Annotated in this window: 30 protein-coding genes, 1 tRNA gene and 1 other annotated feature; of the genes, 12 read left to right on the forward strand and 19 right to left on the reverse strand. The window is 44.2% G+C overall.

Translation table 11 applies throughout. The features are described 5' to 3' along the window. Positions 1-358: 358 nt before the first annotated feature. Entirely contained in the window at positions 359-784 is a 426-nt protein-coding gene (locus AB5Z01_RS06260) for an HIRAN domain-containing protein (RefSeq protein ID WP_195220758.1), read from the forward strand. Positions 785-862: 78 nt separating this feature from the next. After that, the gene (locus AB5Z01_RS06265; RefSeq protein WP_195220757.1) at positions 863-1,147 is read left to right on the forward strand and encodes a hypothetical protein; all 285 of its coding nucleotides are present in this window, start codon (positions 863-865) and stop codon (positions 1,145-1,147) included. Positions 1,148-1,265: 118 nt separating this feature from the next. On the opposite strand, the gene AB5Z01_RS06270 is transcribed toward AB5Z01_RS06265, so the two are convergent. The 5 genes from AB5Z01_RS06270 to AB5Z01_RS06290 all read right to left on the reverse strand — a co-directional run bounded on the left by AB5Z01_RS06270 (position 1,266) and on the right by AB5Z01_RS06290 (position 3,973). Continuing rightward, positions 1,266-2,159 carry a sigma-70 family RNA polymerase sigma factor gene (locus AB5Z01_RS06270; RefSeq protein WP_195220756.1) on the reverse strand — a complete coding sequence of 298 codons (894 nt, stop codon included), beginning with the start codon at positions 2,157-2,159 and terminating at the stop codon, positions 1,266-1,268. A gap of 210 nt (positions 2,160-2,369) precedes the next feature. Beyond that, positions 2,370-3,167 carry a DUF6291 domain-containing protein gene (locus tag AB5Z01_RS06275; protein ID WP_038670407.1) on the reverse strand — a complete coding sequence of 266 codons (798 nt, stop codon included), beginning with the start codon at positions 3,165-3,167 and terminating at the stop codon, positions 2,370-2,372. After that, on the reverse strand, positions 3,167-3,460 hold the full coding sequence (locus AB5Z01_RS06280) for a hypothetical protein (RefSeq protein ID WP_287215316.1): 294 nt from the start codon (positions 3,458-3,460) through the stop codon (positions 3,167-3,169). The genes AB5Z01_RS06275 and AB5Z01_RS06280 overlap by 1 nt, the downstream gene beginning before the upstream one ends. Continuing rightward, positions 3,457-3,657, reverse strand: a complete 201-nt coding sequence (locus AB5Z01_RS06285) for a helix-turn-helix domain-containing protein (RefSeq protein WP_038670411.1) — start codon at positions 3,655-3,657, stop codon at positions 3,457-3,459. The genes AB5Z01_RS06280 and AB5Z01_RS06285 overlap by 4 nt, the downstream gene beginning before the upstream one ends. A 130-nt stretch (positions 3,658-3,787) precedes the next feature. Continuing rightward, a complete protein-coding gene (locus AB5Z01_RS06290; RefSeq protein ID WP_287215313.1) occupies positions 3,788-3,973 on the reverse strand; it encodes a hypothetical protein in 186 nt (61 codons plus the stop codon). Positions 3,974-4,202: 229 nt separating this feature from the next. On the opposite strand from AB5Z01_RS06290, the gene AB5Z01_RS06295 reads away from it, so the two are divergent. Further along, positions 4,203-4,835 (forward strand): helix-turn-helix transcriptional regulator, encoded by a 633-nt coding sequence (locus AB5Z01_RS06295; protein WP_287215311.1) that lies wholly within the window; start codon positions 4,203-4,205, stop codon positions 4,833-4,835. Positions 4,836-4,858: 23 nt separating this feature from the next. Beyond that, positions 4,859-6,256, forward strand: a complete 1,398-nt coding sequence (locus AB5Z01_RS06300; RefSeq protein WP_287215309.1) for a tyrosine-type recombinase/integrase — start codon at positions 4,859-4,861, stop codon at positions 6,254-6,256. A 146-nt stretch (positions 6,257-6,402) separates the two neighbouring features. Here the strand turns inward: AB5Z01_RS06300 and AB5Z01_RS06305 are convergent. The 12 genes from AB5Z01_RS06305 to AB5Z01_RS06360 form a co-directional block, all read right to left on the reverse strand. Then, positions 6,403-6,486: transfer RNA gene (locus AB5Z01_RS06305), tRNA-Leu, on the reverse strand. A 336-nt stretch (positions 6,487-6,822) separates the two neighbouring features. Continuing rightward, positions 6,823-7,194 (reverse strand): 50S ribosomal protein L7/L12, encoded by a 372-nt coding sequence (gene rplL / locus AB5Z01_RS06310; RefSeq protein ID WP_022288201.1) that lies wholly within the window; start codon positions 7,192-7,194, stop codon positions 6,823-6,825. Between the two features lie 66 nt (positions 7,195-7,260). Continuing rightward, positions 7,261-7,770 carry a 50S ribosomal protein L10 gene (rplJ, locus tag AB5Z01_RS06315; protein ID WP_022288200.1) on the reverse strand — a complete coding sequence of 170 codons (510 nt, stop codon included), beginning with the start codon at positions 7,768-7,770 and terminating at the stop codon, positions 7,261-7,263. Positions 7,771-7,811: 41 nt separating this feature from the next. After that, positions 7,812-7,945: a sequence feature (ribosomal protein L10 leader region), on the reverse strand. 64 nt (positions 7,946-8,009) lie between these two features. After that, complete coding sequence (locus AB5Z01_RS06320; protein WP_117891383.1) at positions 8,010-8,435, reverse strand: F0F1 ATP synthase subunit epsilon; 426 nt, start codon at positions 8,433-8,435, stop codon at positions 8,010-8,012. Between the two features lie 27 nt (positions 8,436-8,462). Continuing rightward, positions 8,463-9,857, reverse strand: a complete 1,395-nt coding sequence (gene atpD, locus AB5Z01_RS06325; RefSeq protein ID WP_022288198.1) for a F0F1 ATP synthase subunit beta — start codon at positions 9,855-9,857, stop codon at positions 8,463-8,465. 28 nt (positions 9,858-9,885) lie between these two features. Continuing rightward, positions 9,886-10,770 carry an ATP synthase F1 subunit gamma gene (gene atpG, locus AB5Z01_RS06330; protein ID WP_038672510.1) on the reverse strand — a complete coding sequence of 295 codons (885 nt, stop codon included), beginning with the start codon at positions 10,768-10,770 and terminating at the stop codon, positions 9,886-9,888. Between the two features lie 29 nt (positions 10,771-10,799). Beyond that, entirely contained in the window at positions 10,800-12,314 is a 1,515-nt protein-coding gene (atpA, locus tag AB5Z01_RS06335; RefSeq protein WP_333632093.1) for a F0F1 ATP synthase subunit alpha, read from the reverse strand. Then, positions 12,311-12,817, reverse strand: a complete 507-nt coding sequence (atpH, locus tag AB5Z01_RS06340) for an ATP synthase F1 subunit delta (RefSeq protein ID WP_038672505.1) — start codon at positions 12,815-12,817, stop codon at positions 12,311-12,313. Before atpH ends, atpA begins: the two co-directional genes overlap by 4 nt. Then, positions 12,814-13,299 carry a F0F1 ATP synthase subunit B gene (gene atpF / locus AB5Z01_RS06345; protein WP_046441676.1) on the reverse strand — a complete coding sequence of 162 codons (486 nt, stop codon included), beginning with the start codon at positions 13,297-13,299 and terminating at the stop codon, positions 12,814-12,816. The genes atpH and atpF overlap by 4 nt, the downstream gene beginning before the upstream one ends. Before the next feature lie 34 nt (positions 13,300-13,333). Then, positions 13,334-13,552 carry an ATP synthase F0 subunit C gene (gene atpE, locus AB5Z01_RS06350; RefSeq protein ID WP_022288193.1) on the reverse strand — a complete coding sequence of 73 codons (219 nt, stop codon included), beginning with the start codon at positions 13,550-13,552 and terminating at the stop codon, positions 13,334-13,336. 47 nt (positions 13,553-13,599) lie between these two features. After that, positions 13,600-13,818: an ATP synthase F0 subunit C gene (gene atpE / locus AB5Z01_RS06355; protein ID WP_022288192.1), complete on the reverse strand. Its 219-nt coding sequence runs from the start codon at positions 13,816-13,818 to the stop codon at positions 13,600-13,602. A 27-nt stretch (positions 13,819-13,845) separates the two neighbouring features. Beyond that, entirely contained in the window at positions 13,846-14,541 is a 696-nt protein-coding gene (locus tag AB5Z01_RS06360) for a F0F1 ATP synthase subunit A (RefSeq protein ID WP_022288191.1), read from the reverse strand. A gap of 274 nt (positions 14,542-14,815) precedes the next feature. Between AB5Z01_RS06360 and AB5Z01_RS06365 the strand changes: the two genes are divergently transcribed. Beyond that, positions 14,816-15,721, forward strand: coding sequence for a LysR family transcriptional regulator (locus AB5Z01_RS06365; protein ID WP_022288190.1), 906 nt, complete (start codon positions 14,816-14,818; stop codon positions 15,719-15,721). 97 nt (positions 15,722-15,818) lie between these two features. Here the strand turns inward: AB5Z01_RS06365 and AB5Z01_RS06370 are convergent, their stop codons facing one another. Further along, entirely contained in the window at positions 15,819-16,718 is a 900-nt protein-coding gene (locus tag AB5Z01_RS06370; protein ID WP_287215875.1) for an NAD(P)/FAD-dependent oxidoreductase, read from the reverse strand. 71 nt (positions 16,719-16,789) lie between these two features. Beyond that, positions 16,790-17,242 carry an Rrf2 family transcriptional regulator gene (locus tag AB5Z01_RS06375; protein WP_117865194.1) on the reverse strand — a complete coding sequence of 151 codons (453 nt, stop codon included), beginning with the start codon at positions 17,240-17,242 and terminating at the stop codon, positions 16,790-16,792. Positions 17,243-17,528: 286 nt separating this feature from the next. Between AB5Z01_RS06375 and AB5Z01_RS06380 the strand changes: the two genes are divergently transcribed. From AB5Z01_RS06380 to AB5Z01_RS06410, 7 genes are read left to right on the forward strand one after another with little or no spacing between them, the layout of a single operon-like run. Beyond that, positions 17,529-18,755, forward strand: coding sequence for an O-acetylhomoserine aminocarboxypropyltransferase/cysteine synthase family protein (locus tag AB5Z01_RS06380; protein WP_287215876.1), 1,227 nt, complete (start codon positions 17,529-17,531; stop codon positions 18,753-18,755). Between the two features lie 12 nt (positions 18,756-18,767). Then, the gene (locus tag AB5Z01_RS06385) at positions 18,768-19,631 is read left to right on the forward strand and encodes a 4Fe-4S binding protein (protein WP_287215878.1); all 864 of its coding nucleotides are present in this window, start codon (positions 18,768-18,770) and stop codon (positions 19,629-19,631) included. After that, complete coding sequence (locus AB5Z01_RS06390; protein WP_022288185.1) at positions 19,624-19,869, forward strand: sulfurtransferase TusA family protein; 246 nt, start codon at positions 19,624-19,626, stop codon at positions 19,867-19,869. The genes AB5Z01_RS06385 and AB5Z01_RS06390 overlap by 8 nt, the downstream gene beginning before the upstream one ends. Continuing rightward, positions 19,869-20,186: a thioredoxin gene (gene trxA / locus AB5Z01_RS06395; RefSeq protein ID WP_287215880.1), complete on the forward strand. Its 318-nt coding sequence runs from the start codon at positions 19,869-19,871 to the stop codon at positions 20,184-20,186. Before AB5Z01_RS06390 ends, trxA begins: the two co-directional genes overlap by 1 nt. 12 nt (positions 20,187-20,198) lie before the next feature. Beyond that, positions 20,199-20,405, forward strand: coding sequence for a sulfur carrier protein ThiS (thiS, locus tag AB5Z01_RS06400; RefSeq protein ID WP_022288183.1), 207 nt, complete (start codon positions 20,199-20,201; stop codon positions 20,403-20,405). Continuing rightward, positions 20,405-21,217, forward strand: a complete 813-nt coding sequence (thiF, locus tag AB5Z01_RS06405; protein WP_038672492.1) for a thiazole biosynthesis adenylyltransferase ThiF — start codon at positions 20,405-20,407, stop codon at positions 21,215-21,217. Before thiS ends, thiF begins: the two co-directional genes overlap by 1 nt. Beyond that, complete coding sequence (locus AB5Z01_RS06410; protein WP_038672490.1) at positions 21,214-21,624, forward strand: M67 family metallopeptidase; 411 nt, start codon at positions 21,214-21,216, stop codon at positions 21,622-21,624. Before thiF ends, AB5Z01_RS06410 begins: the two co-directional genes overlap by 4 nt. Positions 21,625-21,754 lie beyond the last annotated feature (130 nt).

Here is a 21,754-nt window from a genome sequence, read left to right on the forward strand (position 1 = left end):
TATTGACGTATTACGTAATATATGCTATAATAATATCAACAAAGAACGAAAGGGGGCGGTTAAGTTGGACAAGAAAATAAAAAAGCTTGTTAAGCTGGTCCAACAACTTAACAAGCTAATGATCGAGATAATCGGCTTGATTGGCTACATCTTGATCATAAAAGATTTACTTAAATAGTAAATTCGGCAGAAAGGAGAGTTGACCGCTCTCCCAACTGCTTGAATTATACCACAAAAACGAAAGGGTGTCAATATGAAAAATGATATTTTCAAACTTTGCAAAGAGCTGCTCAAGCTTGGCGGATTGATACTTGCAGTAGCGTTCTTAATACTGAGATAATTCAAGGAGCTGAAAACAATGACCAAAACCACAAAATCAAGACTTATGACAATAGCAAACAAGCTCGTAGGCAAGGGCTATAACCGCCGCACAGCAATGCTCAAGGCGTGGGTGATAGCTAAAGCCGAAAGGCTGTCCGTAAGGATAGCAGGGACTTCATTCAACCGCCGTCAGAGCGTTCTCAAGGCTATGGAGAGCAAGCCTGCTGTGCTGAAACTCAAGCACGAAAGCACCAACGCCGCAGACCGCAACGCCGTGAGCCTGTGGGCGTTCCCAGAGGGTGCAAGGGGCTTTTACCGAATTGGCTATCTGCCGAAAGCTGTCGCCTATGTTATAGCCCCTCTGCTGGACAAAGGCGAAACTCTCAACCTTGACCGCCTCAACATCATAGATACCAACATAGCAGGCTTTAAGCTCGGTGCAAGGCTTATGCTTGCGGTATAGACCAAACACCACACCAACATTTTGACCCGAATTCTGCAATAAAGGGCGAATATATAAAACATAAAGGAGTAACCAAAAATGACCACACCACAAAACAACGTCAAAAGCGTATCGGCCCTTGACCTTGAGGACTTTGTAATAAACCTTGAGCAAGCTGAAAACCTGCTTAACGTGTACCTTGAGTTTATTGATGATGAGTGCCCTGCTATCGAGAACAAGGACACAAAGAAAGAGAGCATTGCGGCTGTTGTGTATGCCTCACGCACGGATATGTTTCAAGCCGTCCTAAGAGCTTGCTTTGACATAATAAAGCAGAGCAAGACAGAGCTTTCAAAGCTTATTTACCCACCACAGACCGCATAAATGCCAAAGGACAAGCCTCGTGCTTGCCCTTTTTTACTCTAGGAATAACTAGGATTTGCCACATTCTGCAAATATGCGAGAAATATAAGCAATGAAGACGTGAACGTGAAATTGCCCCTCAAAGTGGGTGATATGCCCCGTATTGCTGCGAAACAAGCTCCTCAAAGATCGTCATTGCTTGATACTCTGCATTGTCCTCTGCAAGCTGTTCTATCTCGCAGTCATATATTATAGCCTGCCGCTGTCCGTAGCTGAGGTATGAGCCACGCTTTATTATCTCTGAGATACGCTGTTGAGCTTTGAAGTAAGCCCTCGTGTTGGTGCGGCTGTCAAAATGCAGGCGGCTTTCAATGTTCTGTTCTTCCCACAGTATTCTCAGTTCAGCCATACAACGGAGCTTTCTAAGAGCCTTTGCCTTGCGTTGTCTGATACGCTCACCGCTCACGCCCTCACGCTTTGCTATCTGCTCTTGTGTCATATCCTCAAAGTAATAAAGCACTATCACATCACGCAGGGGCTTGTCTAAGCGGTCAAGAGCCTTGTGCAAGACCGCTCTTGTGTGATCGTCTGCAATGGTCTGTAAAGCCTGCTCAAAGCCCTCTTGCGAGTTGCTGTCGGGGATAATATCAGCTAAGCAAAGCTCTTTGCTGTCGCCTGTATCAAGGGGCTTATCAAGGCTTGTGCAGTTGTCAAGAGGCTTGTTATTCTCTCGGCCAGCGTTGCGTATGCCCAACAGCTCCGCACCTGCATTGCGTATGTGATATTCAAGATAGCTTGTGAAAGCATAGCCCTTTTCGGGGCTGTACGCTTCAATAGCCTTTATAAAAGCAGGATAGCATTCTTGCCGAAAGTCTGCAAGTTCAGCCCCACAAGACGTGAAACGCTCCTCATAGCTGCTGTAATATTGCCCTGCAAGCTTGAACATCAAGTGCTTTACCCTATCCCACAAAGCAGGCTTTAGATCGTCCGCACCGCCTTGCTTGATAAATTCCGCAAGCTGTTCATTTGTCATTGTGTCACCCTCTCACATTCTCTTACATTTACGGCTTTGTTCGAGCTTTACTCTCGGTTCGTGTTAAACGTTATGCTGTTACTTTCTGAAATTGCGATAAGCAAAGCAATTTCAAGAAATGTAACAAGCATAATAATTTAAGTTATATTAAAGTAAGTTTAGTTTCTTACTTTACTTAACTTTAAATTATTTTAATTGAAATATAATATATTATATTTGGTTGTTTTGGGTTGTTTTTGGGTTGTTTTGTTGCCGCCTTGCGGATAAGATTTGCTTGATTTCTTCTTCGGTAAAGTCATAGTGTTCTTTGATTTGGGTTTCTGAAATATCAGTAGCTTCCAGAGCTAAATCACATTTGCTATAAAAGTGTTTGATCTCATCAAGTGACATTTTCAATAACTTGTCCGCTGCTTGCTTGGTACGTGCAAAGGTTTCCGTAAATGTTTCATCACCTTCCTCAAATTCCGCTGCTGCATATTGCTTAAGCTCGTTGCAGAATTGCCGTGCACTTTTGTTTATAATAAATTCTTTCATTGTACCGTCAAATATATCGGAAATATCATCTACATCAAGTATGTGGTAACAAGCTGCAATGCTTGCTATTTGTGATTTGCTAAGATACTCAGAAATCGCAAAATCTTCTTTTTGAGCGTTCCAGAAAATGACATCAGCAATCCTATACGCTATATCCCCGAAAAGCTCGTTTATTGGCGGCTCTTCTGTTGCCTTTTTCTTAGCGGCGTTTTTATTACCTTTTGGAGCTCCGCCTTTTTTGCCGTTTTCACATTGTGCATGATATTTGCGAAAAGAATGGTCTATATCTGTTTTTATAAATTCAATAAGCATTGCGGCTGCTTGATCTTCTATTGTTGGCAGCTCTGCTTGTTTTACATATGAGCAGATATATTTTATTACAGCTCCAGCTTGTTCATTATTGAGCATTTGAAACCAATCACAATATTTTGTATTAAAGTAAAAGTAAGGCGGTATTTTGCTTTCTTCACTCATTATTCTTGTCCTTTCCACTCCTCAAGAAGTCTTTCCGCAGAGCGTAACGTCTGAGAAATAGAGCTTGCTCTTGAACGCTCCCTGTTGACGTATCGGTTAAGCTCTGAGCGGTCAGCAGGATAAAAATAGCCGCAGTCGCTTGAGCATATCACTGCACCTTTACGCCGCATATCCTCAATCACAAGCCTTGTGTGGCGGTTGTCAAGCCCCGATATGATACACATATCCGCAAGGCTTACAGCGTTGCTCTCGCCTTTTCTAAGGGCGTTTGATATCCTTTCGGCTGCTGTCATATGCTTGCCCCCTCACCCTCGTTAAGAAACTCAACCAGCCTGTCAAGGTTTATGAGCGTTTTGCAGCCTGCCTTGACGTATGTAACACGATTTTGCTTGACAAGCTGTCTCACAAAGTATTCGTGCAGCCCTGTTGCCTGTGCGGTTTCCTTTATGGTGAGCATTTTCGGCAATGCCCTTGTGTTCTGTTTATTCAAAATATTCTCCTATCTGCCACATTCAAGACTTGCATTTCCGCCCTCGAATGTGGTATAATAGGAGCGGAAACGTGTGTGTTTTCATATGCGGGCATTAAAGCCTGCTTTGCCGTCTGAATGTTGGTAGCGTTCAGGCGGTTTCTTTTTGTGCTGAAAGTTGGTCAATAATAGCCTTGAGCCTCTCAACCTCGCTTTCATTAAACGGCTTTCTAAGGCGGCGTGAGAAATTGCTGTCATTCACGCCCCACAGCTCGGCAACTTGCCAGCATTTCAAGCCTGCTGCAAATATAAGCTGTTTTACCTCTGTTCCTGTCACCTTGTTTCACCTCGCTTTTGCTGTTGCTGTGATTTAATTATATCATTAGACAACAATAAAGTCAATATAACTTAACTTTATATTTTAAACCTTTAATAATTCAATGTGATTTGAATTATAAGTCAAGCTATCTTCGTAAATAATCTTAATATTAACAAGAACACTTTCCTTGACAAAATTGACTGTTTATGATACAATGATAACAACAACAGCAAAGGGGTTAAAACTTATGAACAATTACACTTTCAATGTTGAACATATGGGCAATGAAATAAAGCTTGCACGAGTAAAAGCAGGCTTAACGCAAGAACAACTTGCAGAAAAAGCAAGAACGACTAAAACAACTATTGTTGCGGTAGAAAAGGGAGAAAAACAAAGCGGCGGAAACATTATGCTTATTGCGAATATAGCGGCGGTGCTAAATCTTTCGCTTGATGAAATTTGCGGTATTAATACAAAGCCTGTTGAGGAAACTGAACAAGATGAAAAGAACAAGATACTAAACGCACTAAAAGTTATATTTGATTTAAAAGATGCAACGCATAGCATATCCGCAAGCGACTTTCCGAGTGGTACAGCAAATTTGAATATTACAATAAATGACACTGGATTGGCATATTTTGCACAAGAATATTCAAAGGCTGTTGCAATGATTGAAACTAATAAAAATACGGAATATTACGAAGATGTAAAATCGGCAATAATGAATGCTTTCGAGTGTCGCTTTGCCAATTTAAAAAAAGACGTTTTTGAATATTCTTTTGATGACAAAATATTCATATTAAATGGAGAGGACAAACAACATATTACAATATCACTTGGAGAAATACCCAAAAGCGATGATGATTTAATCCCGTTCTAATTTTACAGAAAGGACTTGATACAATGGCACAGATAGAAAAGCGTGCAAACGGCTCATATAGAATAAGAGTGTTCTGTGGCTATTCAGCGGACGGTACAAAGCAGAAATCACAGTCAATGACGTGGCGACCCTCAAGACCTAATATGACCGAAAAGCAAATAGAAAAGGCTCTGAACAAAGCGGCTTTTGATTTTGAGGAGAAGTGCAGGAGCGGTCAAACTGTCAACGCTGAGAAATTCGAGAACTTTTGTGAAACGTGGTTTGAAAACTATGCAGAGCGTACTTTAAAGCCCTCAGGCGTTGAGCGGTGCAGAGAATACACCCCACGAGTGTATGAAAAGCTCGGTCACTTGCGTATAGACCGCATAACCCCACGAGAGATAGACGGCTTTATAGCTTGGCTTGGTAAACAGCACGTTGAAAAGACCGCAAATGCAACTTTCAAGGGTGACTTAAAAGCCATTCTCAGCCACAAGGGTATGACACAGAAAAGCCTTGCAGAGCAAGCAGGCGTAAGCTCACAAACCATTAAATCAGCCGCAGAGAGCAAGCTTATAAGGTGGGAGAACGCCGAAAAGATATCCGCAGCATTGGGAGAGCCTTGTCAAAAGCTCTTTGATAAGCGTACAGACAATAAAATGCTTTCTCCAAAGACTATAAAGAATTATGTTTCTTTCGTGTCAAGCGTGTTTGACTATGCCGTGCATATAAAGGCTATCAAGGAAAACCCCTGCAAAAATGCCGCACTCCCAAAGATACCGCAGGCAGAGCATAAAATGTTCACCATAGACGAGGCTAAACGCTTTCTTGATATACTCGATCGTGACGATACGCCTATAAAATACAGGGCTTTCTTTCAGCTCGCTATATTCGGCGGCTTTCGCAGGGGCGAGATACTCGGTCTTGAGTGGGAGGATATAGACTTTGACACGGGCATTGTGCATATCCGCAGAACTGTTCACTATTCAAAAGAGCGTGGCTATTATGACACAGAGCCAAAGAGCCGCAAGTCTGTAAGAGCCTTGACCCTGCCCAGCGGCGTGATATTTACAATAAAGCAGCTAAGAAACGAACAGCTTTCACAGCGTTTAAAGCTTGGTGACAAATGGCACAGCACGAGCAGGCTTTTCACCACTTGGGACGGACACCAAATGCACGGAGCAACGCCGTTCACTTGGCTGACAAAGACCTGTGAGCAATACGGCTTGCCAAAGGTCAATCTTCATTCGTTCAGACACTTAAATGCAAGCTTGCTCATAAGCTCGGGCGTTGACGTCAAGACAGTTCAAAGCGTTCTCGGACACTCGCAGGCAAGCACCACCCTTGACATATACGCCACCGCCTTTCAAGACAGAGAGGCACAAGCTCTCGGAGCTGTGGCGGATATCCTCACGTGGGAGAGGAAATGTAAGGCGGAATAACCGACCAACTAAAAAAGAGCAAGCTCTTAAGCCTGCTCCTTAAATTTTTATCACAGTAACACCCAAACAACACCCAAACGCAAAATCTACATAAAACAAAAAACTTGCAAACCCTTGTAAATAAAGGATTTGCAAGCTCTCTAACTTGGTGCGGCAAACGGGACTTGAACCCGTACGTCAAGGACACACGCCCCTCAAACGTGCCTGTCTGCCAATTCCAGCACTGCCGCATTTGCTATTCTTTTCGCTGAACTCTTTCGTTTTGTTTGTGTTCCGTGTCATTCAGCTTAATTATTATAGCATTTATTTTTTCTATTGTCAAGGCTTTTTTTCAAAAAAATTCGACTATTTATAAATATACATACCACATACTTGTTTGTATATGTTCGAGCTTCGCTATTGACAAATCAGTCAGGCGATATAACAGTTCTGTTGGGCTAGATATTCTAAACCAAAGCGGAAATTGAGCTGTTCCACCTATACAAAACAGTTTCACTCATTATGAATTTTTTCAACAAAAAAGGACTTCATTACGAAGTCCTTTAATTTTTTGTGTAAACTCAGAATTACTTGAGCTCAACAGAAGCGCCAGCAGCCTCAAGCTTTGTCTTGATCTCCTCAGCGTCAGCCTTTGAAGCACCTTCCTTGATAGCCTTAGGAGCACTCTCAACGAGTTCCTTAGACTCCTTAAGACCAAGACCTGTGATCTCCTTAACAGCCTTGATAACAGCCATCTTAGCATCGCCGAATGAAGTCAGAACTACGTCGAACTCTGTCTTCTCCTCAGCAGCAGCGCCAGCAGCACCAGCAGCTGGAGCAGCAGCAACAGCAGCTGTTACACCGAATTCTTCCTGAATAGCGTCAACAAGCTCTGAAAGCTCGAGAACGGAAAGTTTCTTGATCTCTTCTACAAAATTCATAATCTTCTCTGAAGCCATGATAAAAATCTCCTTTTTATTAAATAATTTTTCGGGTCAAAGCCCATTCATTAAGCGGCATATAAATTATGCAGCCTCGTTGTCCTTGTCCACAACAGCCTGAAGTGTTGCGGCAAGCTTCTGGATAGGACCCTGAAGGGAACCAACCAGCTGTGCGAGCAGAGTTTCTCTTGAAGGGATCTTCGAGAGAGCCTTAACGCCTGCCTCGTCATAAACGTCCTCACCAATGTAACCAGCCTTGAGGAAGAACTTTTCGTCCTTGCAGTCCTCAGCAAACTTACCGAGTATTCTTGCAGGAGCTGTCTGGTCGTCGTTAGAGATAGCGATAGCTGTTGTACCCTCGAGTACGTTTGTGATACCGTCAAGACCAGCTTCCTTAAGAGCAAATCTCAGGATAGTGTTCTTCTCAACGAAATAGCTTACGCCAGCCTCTCTCAGCTCTTTTCTGAGCTTTGTATCCTCTTCAACAGTGATACCCTTGTAATCAACGAGTACGCCTGCAGCAGAGTTCTTGAGCATTTCAACGAGCTGTGCAACTCTTTCCTTCTTAGCGGACAATGTCTTTTCGCTTGGCATTTCAATTTCACCTCTTTGAACTAATTTACGCAAACCGTAAACTAACAAAAGAAAAATCCCTTTCGTCGCAAGACAAAAGAGATACAAAGTCATAATTACTTTGCTATTCCTTTCCTCGGCTGGACTTCCGCAGTTTCCTGCTGCCAACTGTCTTTAGATACGAATGCTCTAACATTATAACAGACCCTTGACCTTTTGTCAAGAGTCTGTTATGCTTTTGATGTAAACTTTTTGTGAACTTAAATATTTATCTTGTGCTTGTTATACTTGCTTGATATCTTAAGCCTTGCCACAGCCTTGCTGAGAGCTGCCTGCGTGTGATAATATTCTGAAATGCTCTGCTTCTGCCTGAGCTTCTCCTCAGCTCTCTCCTTGGCGGCTTCGGCACGCTTTTCGTCTATCTCCTCAGGGCGTTCCACAGTGTCCGCAAGAAGCGTCACATATGACGGCATTATCTCCACAAAACCATCGCTTACCACCGCATAGTGCCACTGGTCGCCCGTTCTGTAACGCAGCTCACCTGCGTTAAGACAGGTTATCATGGGCTGATGATTAGGCAGTATTCCGAAAGAGCCGTCCTGACCCGGGAATATAAGCTCGTCACATTCTCCCGAATAGAAAACGTGGTCGCTGGCAAGTATTTCAAGCTTGAATGTCTTTACCATTTCAGCTTCTCCTTTCGGTGAGGGTCATCACTCGTTTTCAAGCTGTTTAGCCTTTTCGATAACATCGTCGATAGTGCCTGCGTTAAGGAATGCAGCCTCCGGATATTCGTCCATTTCGCCGTCTATTATCTTCTTGAAGCCTCTGATTGTTTCTTTCAGAGGAACATATTTGCCCTCTATGCCTGTGAAGTTCTCTGCAACATGGAAAGGCTGTGAAAGGAATTTCTGTATCTTTCTTGCTCTGTAAACAGCCGTCTTGTCGGCGTCATCAAGCTCCTCCATGCCCAGGATAGAAATGATATCCTGAAGTTCCTTGTACTTCTGCAAAAGCTCCTGAGTCTTTCTTGCAACTTCGTAATGCTCCTGACCTACTACGTCAGGCTCAAGTATTCTTGAAGTTGACTCCAGTGGGTCAACGGCAGGATAGATACCCTGTTCAACTATCTTTCTTGAAAGCACTGTTGTTGCGTCAAGATGTGAGAACGTGATAGCAGGGGCTGGGTCTGTCAGGTCGTCCGCAGGGACGTATACAGCCTGAACAGATGTGATAGAGCCTTGCTTTGTTGAGGCGATACGCTCCTGCAAAGCGCCCATTTCGTTCGCAAGGGTAGGCTGATAACCAACGGCTGACGGCATTCTGCCCAGCAGTGCCGATACCTCAGAGCCTGCCTGAACGAATCTGAATATGTTGTCTATGAAAAGCAGTACGTCCTGATGTTCCTTATCTCTGAAATATTCAGCCATTGTAAGTCCTGTCTGAGCAACTCTCATTCTTGATCCTGGTGGCTCGTTCATCTGACCGAACACTAGGGCTGTCTTTTTGATAACGCCTGAGTCTGTCATTTCGTGCCATAGGTCATTGCCCTCTCTTGAACGCTCTCCAACGCCTGTGAATATGGAATATCCGCCATGCTCTGTGGCAACGTTTGTGATAAGCTCCTGAATAAGCACAGTTTTACCAACTCCTGCACCGCCGAACAGACCTATTTTACCGCCTTTTGCATATGGAGCAAGAAGGTCTATTACCTTTATGCCTGTTTCAAGGATCTCTGTTGCAGGCTTCTGATCTTCAAATTTTGGCGGCTCTCTGTGTATCTCCCAGTAGTCATCAGCCTTGACAGGCTCGCCGCCGTCAATGCTCTCACCAAGGACATTGAACATTCTTCCAAGGGTAGCGTCGCCTACAGGAACTTTTATGCAAGCGCCTGTGGCAGTGACCTCCATATCCTTTTCAAGTCCGTCGCTTGAAGCAAGCATGATAGCTCTGACAGTGTTGTTGCCAAGCTGCTGAGCCACTTCCATGACCTTTGTCTTGCCGTCAAGCTGTACAGTAAGAGCGTCCTTTATCATAGGTAGCTTGCCGTTTTCAAATTCAACGTCAACGACAGGTCCCATTATTTCAACGATCTTTCCTTTTTCCATTTTAATCTCAACACCTTTCCCGAAAGCCTTAACTCTCGTCCTTTTGAGCATTTGCTCCGCTGACGATCTCGGTTATCTCCTGTGTGATAGCCGCCTGTCTTGCACGGTTATACTGCAATGACAGCTCCTTTATCATCTCCGAAGCACTTGTGGTAGCACCGCTCATGGCGGTCATTCTGGCATTCTGCTCACTAGAGAACGCCTCTACCAAAACGCCGAATATAAGACCTTTCATGTAGTTCGGCACAAGATGATCCATTACCTTTTCAGGACTTGGTCTGAATGTTACGATATCGTGATCCTGCTTTTGCAGAGGGTGTTCAAAGTCCTCACGCTCCAGCGGAAAAAGCTTGAGCATCTCAGGCTCCATATCCATGGAATTTATCATCTTGGTGTAAATAACATAAACCTCGTCAAGATATTTTCTCTCAAAAAGATCTGTGACAGTTTCGGCGATCGCCCTCGCCCTGTAAAGGGTAGGATTTTGAGCCGTGTAAAGGAACTCAGCGTCGATAGTCACGTTCTTTCTTGAAAAATAATGTCTTCCGATCTGTCCCACAACGAAAAGGCAGGTGTTCTTGTGCTTAGCCATTTCCTGCTCTGCAAGCTTTAAAACGTTGTGGTTATAAGCTCCTGCCAGACCCTTGTCGGCTGTTACCACTATGTAGCCTATCATTTTGTCCTCAGGCTTTTTCTCCTCACGCTGGTCGAAATACTTGTGCTCGAACTCAGGTGTGTGGAGCAGTATGTGGTGAATGGTAGATTGGAGCTTTTCAAAGTAAGGCTCGGTGTTTTCAAGCCTTTTCTTGGCTTTTTTCAGATTTGAGGAAGAGATAAGGTACATAGCGTTTGTGATCTTCATGATCTCGCTTACGCTTGCGATCCTTTCTCTTATCTCTCTCATTCCTGCCATGCCTTATGCCTCCTTTCGGTGCAGAGCCTTTATCTGCCCTGCTTAAATTCCTTTGCGGCAGCAACTATCTTTGCGTCAAGCTCGTCTGTCATGACCTTTTTGTCGTTTATCTCGGCAATTATATCGCTGTGATTTGCCTCAAAGTAGGAAAGCATATCGAGAGTGAATTTTCTTATCTCCTTAACAGGCACGTCAAGCAAAAGCTTGTGCTGTGCGCAGCAGAGGATAATTACCTCCTCGTGCATTGAATAAGGGTGATAGAGCGGCTGTTTAAGTATCTCAACGAGCCTGTGACCATGGTCGAGAAGCTCCTGCGTTGTCTTATCAAGCTCAGAGCTGAACTGTGTGAACACTTCCATTTCTCTGAACTGCGCAAGGTCGATACGCAGATTGCCTGATACTTTCTTTACTATCTTGGTCTGTGCCGCACCGCCTACACGGGATACTGAAAGACCAACGTTTACAGCAGGTCTTACGCCTGAGAAGAACAGCTCTGTTTCAAGGAAGATCTGTCCGTCTGTGATAGAAATAACGTTTGTAGGGATATATGCGGAAACATCGCCCGCCTGTGTTTCGATTATAGGCAGGGCAGTGATAGAACCGCCGCCGTGAGCGTCGTCAAGTCTGCATGAACGCTCCAGAAGTCTTGAATGAAGATAGAATACATCTCCAGGGTAAGCCTCACGTCCCGGAGAACGTTTCAGAAGCAGGCTCATTGCTCTGTATGCAACTGCGTGCTTTGAAAGGTCATCGTATACTATAAGAACGTCCTTGCCCTTATCCATGAAATATTCAGCCATTGCTGTGCCTGCGTATGGGCATATGTACTGCAAAGGCGCAAGGTCGCTGGCCATAGCTGTTACAACTATGGTGTAATCCATAGCACCATGCTTTTTAAGATCCTCAACGAACTTTGCGACTGTGGAAGCTTTCTGTCCGATAGCCACATATACGCATATCATATCCTTGCCCTTTTGGTTAAGAATGGTATCAAGAGCAATTGAAGTTTTACCTGTCTGACGGTCGCCTATGATAAGCTCACGCTGACCTCTGCCGATAGGGAACATTGAGTCGATAGAAAGAATACCTGTTTCCAGAGGCACTGTAACAGACTTTCTGTTGCAAACGCCTGCCGCCTCACGCTCGATAGGGTAATAATCATCATATTCTATCTCGCCCATGCCGTCGATAGGAGCGCCCAGAGCGTCAACAACTCTGCCCAGAAGCTTTTCGCCAACGCCGACACCTGCCCTTTTCTTTGTTCTGACTACCTTTGAACCTTCCGTAAGACCATGGTCAGAGCCAAGAAGAACGCAGCCGAGAGTTTTTCTCTCCACATTCTGAACTATTCCTTTAACGCCTGTTTCAAATTCAACAAGCTCACCATACATTGCATGATTAAGACCGTAAATATTTACGATACCGTCATTTATGGATATTATCCTGCCTGTTTCGTTGACCTGAGTTTTCGCCTCAAAGTCAGCTATCTCACTTTTAAGCACCGAGATAATATCGCTTCTGCTTGAACCTGCCAAGCCGTTCACCTCCCTGATATCCTGTTCTGCAAAGCTTTTATCATACCCTGAACGCTCTTGTCATACTCGACCCCGTTCACTTCAAGACGATAGCCGCCCATGAGGGCTTCGTCGGTATTCACTTCCAGCAGAACATCGCTCACGCCGTATTTCTTTTTCAGCGTTTCTTTTATTTTATCCGTCTGTGCCTTTTCAGGCGGGCAGACGCAGTAAAGCTCAGCTTTAAGTATATTTTTGCTTTTGAGGACTTCATCGTCATATGCGTCAAAAATGTCCATGATGTTATCCATGTGACCCCACTGACACATGACCTTGAGAAAGTTTCTCATGTCCTCAGGAAAAAGCCTGTCTATAACTTTCTCCTTTTCCTTTATTTCCACAGCAGGGCTTGCAAGAGCGTCCTTAAGCTCGTCACAGCTTTCAAAAAGTTCTCTTGAAGCCTTTACGCTCTCAGCCTTTGGCGAAAGCTCAAAAAGCACTCTGCCGCAGACTTCCTCGGGATAAAAGATCATTTGGCAGCACCTACCTCGGAGAGAAATTCATCAACAGTTTCTCTGTCGGAGTCGCCTCCCACATTTTTCTTAATGACCTTAGCAGCCGCCAGTATAGCAAGGTCTGCGATCTGGTATTTTGCGTCGTCCATAGCCTTTTCCTTTTCGTTTGCAATGGACTTTTCAGCTTCTTTCATTATCTTAGCAGACTCGGCTCTTGCATTTTCAAGCATAAGGTCGCATTCTCTGCCTGCCTGTGCTTTAGCCTTGTTTGTTATCTCAACAGCCTGACTGTGTGCATCGGCTATCTCAGCTTCATAGTCAGCTTTTATTTTTTCAGCGTCCGCCTTAGCCTGTGCCGCACCGTCAAGGTCGCTTTGTATCTTTGCAGACCTCTCGTCCATCATTTTGCACACGGGCTTGAAAAGAAACTTTTTAAGGAGCAGATACAGTACCAGCAGATTTATTATTACCCATACCAAACTTATATCAAGACTTATCATAGCTATGCTCCTTTCATAAAGATGTTTTGTTTTATTACTTCAGGAAGAAGATGATAAGGATAGCTACGATAAGACCGTAAATAGCGGTCGCCTCTGCAAGTGCGCAGCCGAGAAGCAGTGAGCTTCTTATATCCTTTTTTGCTTCAGGCTGTCTTGCGATAGACTCTGTTGCCTTTCCTGTTGCAAGACCGATTCCGATACCTGCGCCTATACCTGTAATAACGGCTACAGCCGCACCAATTGCTACTAACATGATATATACCTCCGTTTTTATTCTTTTACTTTTCTACGCTTATTCTCTTACTTCAGGAAGAAGATGATAAGGATAGCTACGATAAGGCCGTAGATAGCTGTTGCCTCTGCAAGTGCGCAGCCGAGAAGCAGTGAGCTTCTTATATCCTTTTTAGCCTCAGGCTGTCTTGCGATAGACTCTGTTGCTTTTCCTGTTGCGATACCTATTCCGATACCTGCTCCTATTCCTGTAATAACGGCTACAGCCGCACCTATTGCTACTAACATAGATCATACCTCCGAATTTCTGTTATCTTAGTCGTCGTCCTCTATTGCTTCATTTATGAACAGGGACGTGAGGAACACGAAAACATATGCCTGAATGAAGCCGTCGAAAATATCAAAGTATGCCGAGAATGCCAGCGGTATCACTATCGGGCAAACGGCGTCGATAAGCTCCATGATGATATAAGACGCAAGCACGTTTCCGAAAAGTCGCATACAAAGCGACAGCGGTCTGATAACAAGCTCCATTACATTCAGCGGAGCGATTATCGCCACAGGTTTGGCAAAGCTTTTCAGCCAGCCCTTCGTTCCTTTTGCTCTTATTCCTGCAACCTCCACAAGCACAATGCTCATGATCGCAAGTCCTGCGGTAACATTCAAGTCTTTTGTAGGCGGTGTAAAGCCCAGCAGACCGATGATGTTCGCAAAGCCTATGTAGATAATGACAGTTGCAAGGAACGGAAAATACGCCATACCCTTTTCTCCAAGCTGTTCTCTGAAGAAATCTCTGAGAAAGCCTACGAATGATTCAAGCATCATCTGTTTCCTGTCAGGGATAAGTTTAAGGTTTCTTGTGAGAAGTATTGAAGCTATCACAAGTATCGCCATTATTATCCATGTTACCACGCAGGACACAGGAACGGGTATGCCTCCGAAAATCGGTATCCTGAAAGCTACTTTGTTTTGCATAGCCTCGGAAAGATTTTCGGAAATTCTCTCCAGCATTTTATCACCTCCAAAAAAATAAAACCAATAAGAATGCCAGCCTCATAAGGGTATAATAAGGTCCTTACCGTTCACCCCCAGCGGTCGAATGCAATCGTCATTGATTTTATCATGATAAAACATTTTTTGTATGCGTCCCCCTATGGGCGCAGTGATGTAAGACTTGCTTTTTGTCTACGAATATATTATAATACAATCATAAGCATATGTCAAATAGATATTTTCTATTGTAAACATACTCATAGTGTATGGATAGAGAGGAGAGGAACGGTTTATGAGAGAGATAAATTTCGAGCATTATAAGATATTCTATTATGTGGCAAAGTTCCAGAACATAACAATGGCGGCAAACTATCTGTTTTTGTCGCAGCCGAGCATAAGCCGATGCGTAAAAAATCTTGAGGACGAGCTTGGGTGCAAGCTTTTTGTGCGGTCAAAAAAGGGTGTAGAGCTGACAACGGGCGGAGAGATGCTCTTTAAGCATATATCCATAGCCTGCAAGCATATATTCTCGGCAGAGGAGGAGCTTGCACTGATAAGCGAGCGTGACAGGGCGATAGTAAGGCTTGGAGGAAGCGAGGTGGCACTGCAAAGCTTTCTTATCGACCGAATAGTAGAGTTTCACAGAGAACACCCGAAGATACAGATAAAGATAGACAGTATGTCCACCCCTGACGCTATAGAAGCGTTGAGGGCAAATCTAATAGACGTGGCGGTAGTTACCTCGCCGTTTGCAGACAAAACGGGGCTTAACATAAATGTGATAAAGAAGCTTCAGGATATCGTTGCCGCAGGAAACGGTTTTTCCTATCTTAAAGACAAGGAGATATCCCTGCATGAGCTTGTGAAATATCCTCTTATCTGTCTTAAAAACACCACCACCACCCGAAACTATCTTGACCATATATTCAGACAGCACAATCTGCTTTTGCGACCTGACATTGAGCTTACGTCCATAAACTTTGTAATGCCAATGGTAAAGAACAATCTTGGCATAGGCTTCATGCAGTATGCGACCACCAAGGCAGAGATAGAGGCAGGGAACATCTTCAGGGTAAACACAAAAGAGCAGATACCTCCAAGGAGCATATGTGCGGTGACGGCTTCCCAGTATGAAACTCCTGAGCCTGTGCAGAGGTTTATAGACAGCCTGCTTGAAAAGGAGAGCGTGAATATATAAATGCAATTTGTGGCGTTGGTGACAGCGTCCTTTTTGTGCTATAAAATAGAAAAAGCGGTGCAGAGTTTTACGCTCCGACACCGCTTTGTTTTGCTTTTTACAGCTCCATTATATATTTTTCCGCAGAAGAAAGTGCGTTTGCACCGTCAGCCGCTGCTGTTATTACCTGTCTGAGAGGTGTAGTACGGACATCTCCTGCCACAAAAAGACCCTTTGCAGTGGTGATCCCGTCCTCGCCAGCTTTCACATATCCGCTTTCGTCAAGCTCGCAAACGCCCTCTAAAGCTTGTGTATTCGGCACGCTTCCGATTGCGCAGAACACTCCGTCCACGGCAATGTTCTTTTTCTCGTCGTTTTGCGTATAGGTAACGCCCTCTGCGTTCTCGCCGCCTGTTACCTCTTTTATAACTGCACTCATAACAGGCACGATATTATCTGTTTCAGCGACCTTTTTCTGCAAAGCTTTATTTGCTCTGAACTCGTCACGTCTGTGGATAAGGTAAACAGTTTTTGCAAGCTTTGAAAGATAAAGTGCGTCACCAAGTGCAGTATCTCCTCCGCCCACAACAGCCACAACTTTATCCTTATAGAAGAAGCCGTCGCACACTGCGCAGTAAGAAATGCGCTGTTTCTCACCGCCTGCCACGTCAAGATGACGATATGAAGTGCCTGCGGTGTAAATAACAGTTTTTCCTTCTTTTACAGAGCCGTCCTTGAATATGACCTTCCAGCCCTCGGCTGTTTTCTCAAAGCTCTCAGCCTCACCCTCGTAAAACTCAGCACCAAGAGTTTCAGCCTGCTCTCTGAACTTTTCTCCAAGGTCATAGCCGTTTATGCCGTAAAGACCAGGGTAGTTCTCAACTCTGTCTGTAACAGATATCTGACCTGTACCCATGTAGTCCTTTTCGCACACCAGTGCGGAAAGCATTGCTCTGCCTGCATATATCGCCGCAGTAAGCCCCGCAGGACCACTGCCTATTATTATAACGTCATACATAAAAACACATCCTTTATATATAGTATACACTCTCTGTCCCTAATTATAAAATGAAAACCGATTTTTGTCAATCAGATATAATACATAGGCTCTGAAACGTTCTCTGCTGACTCTTTATTATAGAAGTCAACGAGCTGTCTGAGGGTGATAGACTCAGTGTAGCTTTTCAGCTTGTTCTCTAATCTCAGCCATATATAATCGTCAAGCACCTGTGCAAATTCTGTGTTTTCGTCATTTACTACCGCAACATCGCTTCCAAGCACAGATGGGTCGAGAGCGTCGATTATTTCTTTGAGTGTTATCTTCTCCGGCTTTTTGTTGAGTATATATCCGCCCCTAGAGCCTTTTATGCCTTTTATGAGCCTTGCCTGTCTCAGAGAAGTAAGCACCTGCTCAAGATATTTTCCTGAAAGTCCACGTCTTTCTGCCACGCTGTATACTGTCACTGTTTCGCCGTTTTCTGAGTTCATTGCAATGTCTGCAATGGCAATTATGCCACATTCTACTTTTGTTGAAATTTTCATTTTCGCACCTCCCTTAGCAAACAAATATTGTCTGCTCTCATGCTTTTTATACTTGTCCTGTTATTCATAGTAATCCTATCAATATAATATATTTTATACTTTTTTGAGCAAACTGTCAAGAGTTTTCATAAAAATAAGGGCATATTTTAAAAGAAATGTTAAATCTATAGTAATCCTATTGACTTTATATGATTTATGTTGTATAATATCTACAGTAACAAAGAACATCGCACCTTGACAGGCTTGCGGTGATAGCTATATAATAAGAAAACAGGGGGCGTTTCCTTTGAAATTCAATACAAAATTGCTCCATGGCGGATTTGGACCTGAGAAAACAACAGGCTCAACGCTCACTCCCATATATCAGGTGAGTGCCTTTGCGCAGGAGTCGGCTGAGCAGCTTGAAAAAGTATTCAATAATAAAGCACCGGGATATGCTTACACAAGAATAAGCAACCCGACAGTGGCGGCTTTTGAGAACCGAATGAATACACTTGAAAAAGGTGTTGGCGCAGTGGCGTGTTCATCAGGCATGGCGGCTGTTACAATGTCGCTTCTGAACATTCTTGAAGCAGGGGACGAGATAATATGCGGCGCAGGTCTTTTCGGCGGCACTATCGACCTTTTCGGCGACCTTGCGGCATTCGGTATCAAGACCAAGTTCGTAAAGCACGTTACAAAAGAGGAAATAGCCCCTATTATAAATAGTAAGACCAAAGCGGTCTTTGCCGAGCTTATCGGAAACCCTAATCTTGAAATAGTTGATATAAAGTCGGTGGCTGACCTTGCCCATGAAAACGGTGCAGTGTTTATACTTGACAGTACAACGGCTACACCTTATCTTATAAATCCATTTGACTACGGTGCTGATATCGTGGTACATTCCACGTCAAAGTATATAAACGGCGGTGGAAATTCCATAAGCGGCGTTATAATAGACAGCGGAAACTTCAAATGGGATTATGATAAGTTCAAGGGTCTAGTTGAGTATAAGAAATTCGGGAAGTTTGCTTATATCGCAAAGCTGAGAAACGGCATATGGAGAAACGTGGGCGGCTGTCTTGCTCCGATGAACGCGTTTATGAACAGCGTAGGACTTGAAACACTGGGTCTTAGAATGGAGCGATGTTGTCACAACGCTTTGAAGCTTGCGGAGTTTTTTGAAAGCTGTGAGTGCATTGAAGTGAACTATCCTGCACTGAAAGCCAGCCCGTTCTATGACCTTTGTCAGGAAGAACTTGGCGGCAAGGGCGGTGCTATACTCACCATAAGAGCAGGTTCAAAGGAAAGGGCCTTCAAGCTTATAAACGGCTTGAAGCTTGCAACAAATGCAACTAATATCGGAGATACAAGAACGCTGGTTATACACCCTGCAAGTACGATCTACGCTCACGGAAGAGAGGAGCAGAAGATAAACGCAGGCGTGTTCGGCGACACAATCAGGATAAGCGTCGGAATAGAGGACACATCGGATCTGATCGAGGACTTTAAACAGTCCATAGAAAAACTTTAGGAGGAATTTACTATGGCAGTTGACTACGCAACACTTAAAAAAGGCGGTTTCATGCGCCAGAAGCAGAAGAATAATTTTTCACTTAGACTTAGAGTTGTGGGCGGAAACCTTACGGCAAAACAGCTTGCAATGATAGCTGAGGTGTCAGATAAATACGGCGAGGGCTATGTTCATCTTACATCACGTCAGAGCGTTGAGATACCTTTTATAAAGCTTGACGATATCGACGAGGTAAAGGCGGCTCTTGCAAAGGGCGACACAGAGCCGGGCGTTTGCGGACCGAGAGTAAGAACTATCACAGCCTGTCAGGGTGCTGCGGTCTGTCCAAGCGGCTGTATAGATACATACTCTCTTGCAAAGGAGCTTGACGAAAGATATTTCGCAAGGGAGCTTCCTCACAAGTTCAAGTTCGGCATCACAGGCTGTCAGAACAACTGCCTTAAAGCGGAAGAAAATGACGTTGGTATCAAGGGCGGCATAAAGGTCGAGTGGCGTGAAGCTGATTGTATCGGCTGTGGCGTGTGCGTAAAGGCTTGCCGTCAGGGTGCGCTTACAATGGAGGACGGAAAGATAGTCCTTGACAAAGAAAAGTGCAACTTCTGCGGACGCTGCTTTAAAGCCTGTCCAACAGAGGCGTGGGATACTATCCACGGCTATATAGTTTCATTCGGCGGACTTTTCGGCAACCATATCAACAAGGGCGAAACTGTTATCCCATTTATAGAGGATAAGGAAACTCTTATGAAGATTTGCGATACCGCTATACAGTTCTTTGACGATAACGCAAAAGCTGGCGAAAGATTTAAGTTCACTATCGACAGAGTGGGCAGAGAGAAATTTACAAATACTATACTGGAGGTTTATAACAATGGCTGATTTTAAAATAGACGATACAGTGGACATCACCACAGTGGTTTGCCCGACAACATTTGTCAAGGCAAAAGTAGCTCTTGAGGAGCTTGACGACGGGCAGATCCTTTCCATTAAAATGAATGACGGCGAGCCTGTTCAGAACGTTCCAAGAAGCATTAAGGAAGAGGGTCACAAGATATTGAAGCTCATTGACAATGAGGACGGCACTTATGACCTTATCGTACAAAAGGTGGGAGATTAATGTCAGTAAGAGCAAATAAGGATACTTTCGAGAGCGAGATAAACGAGGCAGGAAAGCTTGTTATCGCAGATTTCTATTCAGATTCCTGCGTTCCATGCAAGCGAATGTCACCGCTTCTTGCGGAAACTGAGGAGGAGAACCCTGAGGGTATAAAGCTTGTGAAACTCAATATCAACTTTGACGGGGAAACTGCTCAGAAATATAACGTCACAAGCGTTCCGACACTTGTGTTCTTCAAGAACGGAGCAGAAAAAGCAAGACTTACGGGAGCTGTAAAGAAAGCACAGCTTGCCGAAACAATAAATTCTATAGATTAAGGAGAAATGGATATGACTATAACAGTAGCAGGCAATAAAAAGGACGTTGCAGAGGGACTTACAGTGGCACAGCTCGTTATTGACGAGAACGTTGAAACACCACAGTACGTTACAGTAACTATCAATGACGAATTTGTAGAGAGCGGAGCTTTTGAAAGCACAGTTCTTAAAGACGGCGACGTTGTAGAATTTCTTTACTTCATGGGAGGCGGACAGTAATGGCATTTACAGACGAACAGCTCGAGCGTTACTCACGCCACATCATTCTTAAAGAAGTTGGCGCAAAGGGACAGAAAAAACTTCTTAACGCAAAGGTACTTATCATAGGCGCAGGCGGACTTGGCGCACCTGCCGCTATGTATCTTGCCGCAGCAGGCGTTGGAACTATCGGCATTGCAGACGCAGATGAGGTAGATCTCTCAAATCTGCAAAGACAGATAATCCACACAACACAGGACGTTGGCAAGGCAAAGGTCCTTTCCGCAAAGGAAACAATGGAGGCTATCAATCCTGACGTTAAGGTGAATACATATCGTACTTTTATCGACAGCGAGAACATCATGGATATAATCAAGGACTATGATTTCGTTATCGACGGCACTGATAATTTCCCTGCAAAGTTTCTCATCAATGACGCCTGCGTAATGGCTAAAAAGCCATTTTCACACGCCGGTATCATCAGATTTAAGGGTCAGCTCATGACTTATGTTCCCGGTCAGGGACCATGCTATAGATGTGTGTTCAAGAACCCACCTCCGAAGGACGCTGTTCCTACTTGCAAGCAGGCAGGCGTTATCGGTGCAATGGGCGGCGTTATAGGAAGTTTGCAGGCAATGGAAGCTATTAAGTATATCCTTGGCGTTGGCGACCTTCTCACAGGCTATCTGCTTACTTATGACGCACTTAAAATGGAGTTCAGAAAGGTAAAGCTCCCACAGGATACAAAGGGCTGTGCAGTATGCGGCGAGCACCCTACTATCACAGAGCTTATCGACTATGAACAGGCAGAATGTGACGGTGTACATCTATGATAAAACTCAGCAAAAGCGATTATGAAAAGATATTGCACCACGCTGAAAGCGAGCTTCCAAACGAAGCCTGCGGTCTTATCGGCGGAGTAAAAGAGGGCAGTGACAAGATAATAAAAAAGGTCTATCTTCTCACGAACATAGACCACTCAAACGAGCATTTTTCTCTTGACCCTAAGGAGCAGCTTGCTGCTATCAAGGACATGAGAGCAGAGGGACTTGTTCCTCTGGGCAACTGGCACTCACACCCTGAGTCACCTTCTCGTCCTTCTGATGAGGATAAAAGGCTTGCTTATGACAAGACAGCAAGCTATATGATACTCTCTCTTATGAACAAAGATGAGCCTGTGCTCAATTCTTTCCATATCGAGGGAACGGATTCCACAAAAGAGGAACTTGTGATAGAATAGCAAAAAGTAGGGGCGAACAGCGTTCGCCCGCAATTCGTCCCCCTCTCGTTTCGTAAGACACAAACAAAAAGCAGTACCCGTGAAAAGGTACTGCTTTTATTATTTCATCATGCAGATCAAACGGGCGAAC

This window comes from Ruminococcus sp. RTP21359st1_H3_RTP21359_211015, assembly GCF_040909065.1.
GTDB classification, from domain to species: Bacteria; Bacillota; Clostridia; order Oscillospirales; family Ruminococcaceae; genus Hominimerdicola; species Hominimerdicola aceti.

Coding starts and splice junctions, on each gene's coding strand:
- AB5Z01_RS06375 (WP_117865194.1), bottom strand. CDS start 17,242: ATGAAAATTTCAACAAAAGTAGAATGTGGCATAATTGCCATTGCAGAC.
- AB5Z01_RS06265 (WP_195220757.1), top strand. CDS start 863: ATGACCACACCACAAAACAACGTCAAAAGCGTATCGGCCCTTGACCTT.
- AB5Z01_RS06270 (WP_195220756.1), bottom strand. CDS start 2,159: ATGACAAATGAACAGCTTGCGGAATTTATCAAGCAAGGCGGTGCGGAC.
- thiF (WP_038672492.1), top strand. CDS start 20,405: ATGGCATTTACAGACGAACAGCTCGAGCGTTACTCACGCCACATCATT.
- AB5Z01_RS06360 (WP_022288191.1), bottom strand. CDS start 14,541: ATGCTGGAGAGAATTTCCGAAAATCTTTCCGAGGCTATGCAAAACAAA.
- atpG (WP_038672510.1), bottom strand. CDS start 10,770: ATGGCAGGAATGAGAGAGATAAGAGAAAGGATCGCAAGCGTAAGCGAG.
- AB5Z01_RS06275 (WP_038670407.1), bottom strand. CDS start 3,167: ATGAGTGAAGAAAGCAAAATACCGCCTTACTTTTACTTTAATACAAAA.
- AB5Z01_RS06385 (WP_287215878.1), top strand. CDS start 18,768: ATGGCAGTTGACTACGCAACACTTAAAAAAGGCGGTTTCATGCGCCAG.
- AB5Z01_RS06390 (WP_022288185.1), top strand. CDS start 19,624: ATGGCTGATTTTAAAATAGACGATACAGTGGACATCACCACAGTGGTT.
- atpH (WP_038672505.1), bottom strand. CDS start 12,817: ATGATCTTTTATCCCGAGGAAGTCTGCGGCAGAGTGCTTTTTGAGCTT.
- rplL (WP_022288201.1), bottom strand. CDS start 7,194: ATGGCTTCAGAGAAGATTATGAATTTTGTAGAAGAGATCAAGAAACTT.
- AB5Z01_RS06300 (WP_287215309.1), top strand. CDS start 4,859: ATGGCACAGATAGAAAAGCGTGCAAACGGCTCATATAGAATAAGAGTG.
- rplJ (WP_022288200.1), bottom strand. CDS start 7,770: ATGCCAAGCGAAAAGACATTGTCCGCTAAGAAGGAAAGAGTTGCACAG.
- AB5Z01_RS06280 (WP_287215316.1), bottom strand. CDS start 3,460: ATGACAGCAGCCGAAAGGATATCAAACGCCCTTAGAAAAGGCGAGAGC.
- AB5Z01_RS06320 (WP_117891383.1), bottom strand. CDS start 8,435: ATGGTAAAGACATTCAAGCTTGAAATACTTGCCAGCGACCACGTTTTC.
- thiS (WP_022288183.1), top strand. CDS start 20,199: ATGACTATAACAGTAGCAGGCAATAAAAAGGACGTTGCAGAGGGACTT.
- atpF (WP_046441676.1), bottom strand. CDS start 13,299: ATGATAAGTCTTGATATAAGTTTGGTATGGGTAATAATAAATCTGCTG.
- atpE (WP_022288193.1), bottom strand. CDS start 13,552: ATGTTAGTAGCAATTGGTGCGGCTGTAGCCGTTATTACAGGTATAGGC.
- atpD (WP_022288198.1), bottom strand. CDS start 9,857: ATGGAAAAAGGAAAGATCGTTGAAATAATGGGACCTGTCGTTGACGTT.
- atpE (WP_022288192.1), bottom strand. CDS start 13,818: ATGTTAGTAGCAATAGGTGCGGCTGTAGCCGTTATTACAGGAATAGGA.
- AB5Z01_RS06410 (WP_038672490.1), top strand. CDS start 21,214: ATGATAAAACTCAGCAAAAGCGATTATGAAAAGATATTGCACCACGCT.
- AB5Z01_RS06260 (WP_195220758.1), top strand. CDS start 359: ATGACCAAAACCACAAAATCAAGACTTATGACAATAGCAAACAAGCTC.
- AB5Z01_RS06295 (WP_287215311.1), top strand. CDS start 4,203: ATGAACAATTACACTTTCAATGTTGAACATATGGGCAATGAAATAAAG.
- AB5Z01_RS06365 (WP_022288190.1), top strand. CDS start 14,816: ATGAGAGAGATAAATTTCGAGCATTATAAGATATTCTATTATGTGGCA.
- AB5Z01_RS06370 (WP_287215875.1), bottom strand. CDS start 16,718: ATGTATGACGTTATAATAATAGGCAGTGGTCCTGCGGGGCTTACTGCG.
- trxA (WP_287215880.1), top strand. CDS start 19,869: ATGTCAGTAAGAGCAAATAAGGATACTTTCGAGAGCGAGATAAACGAG.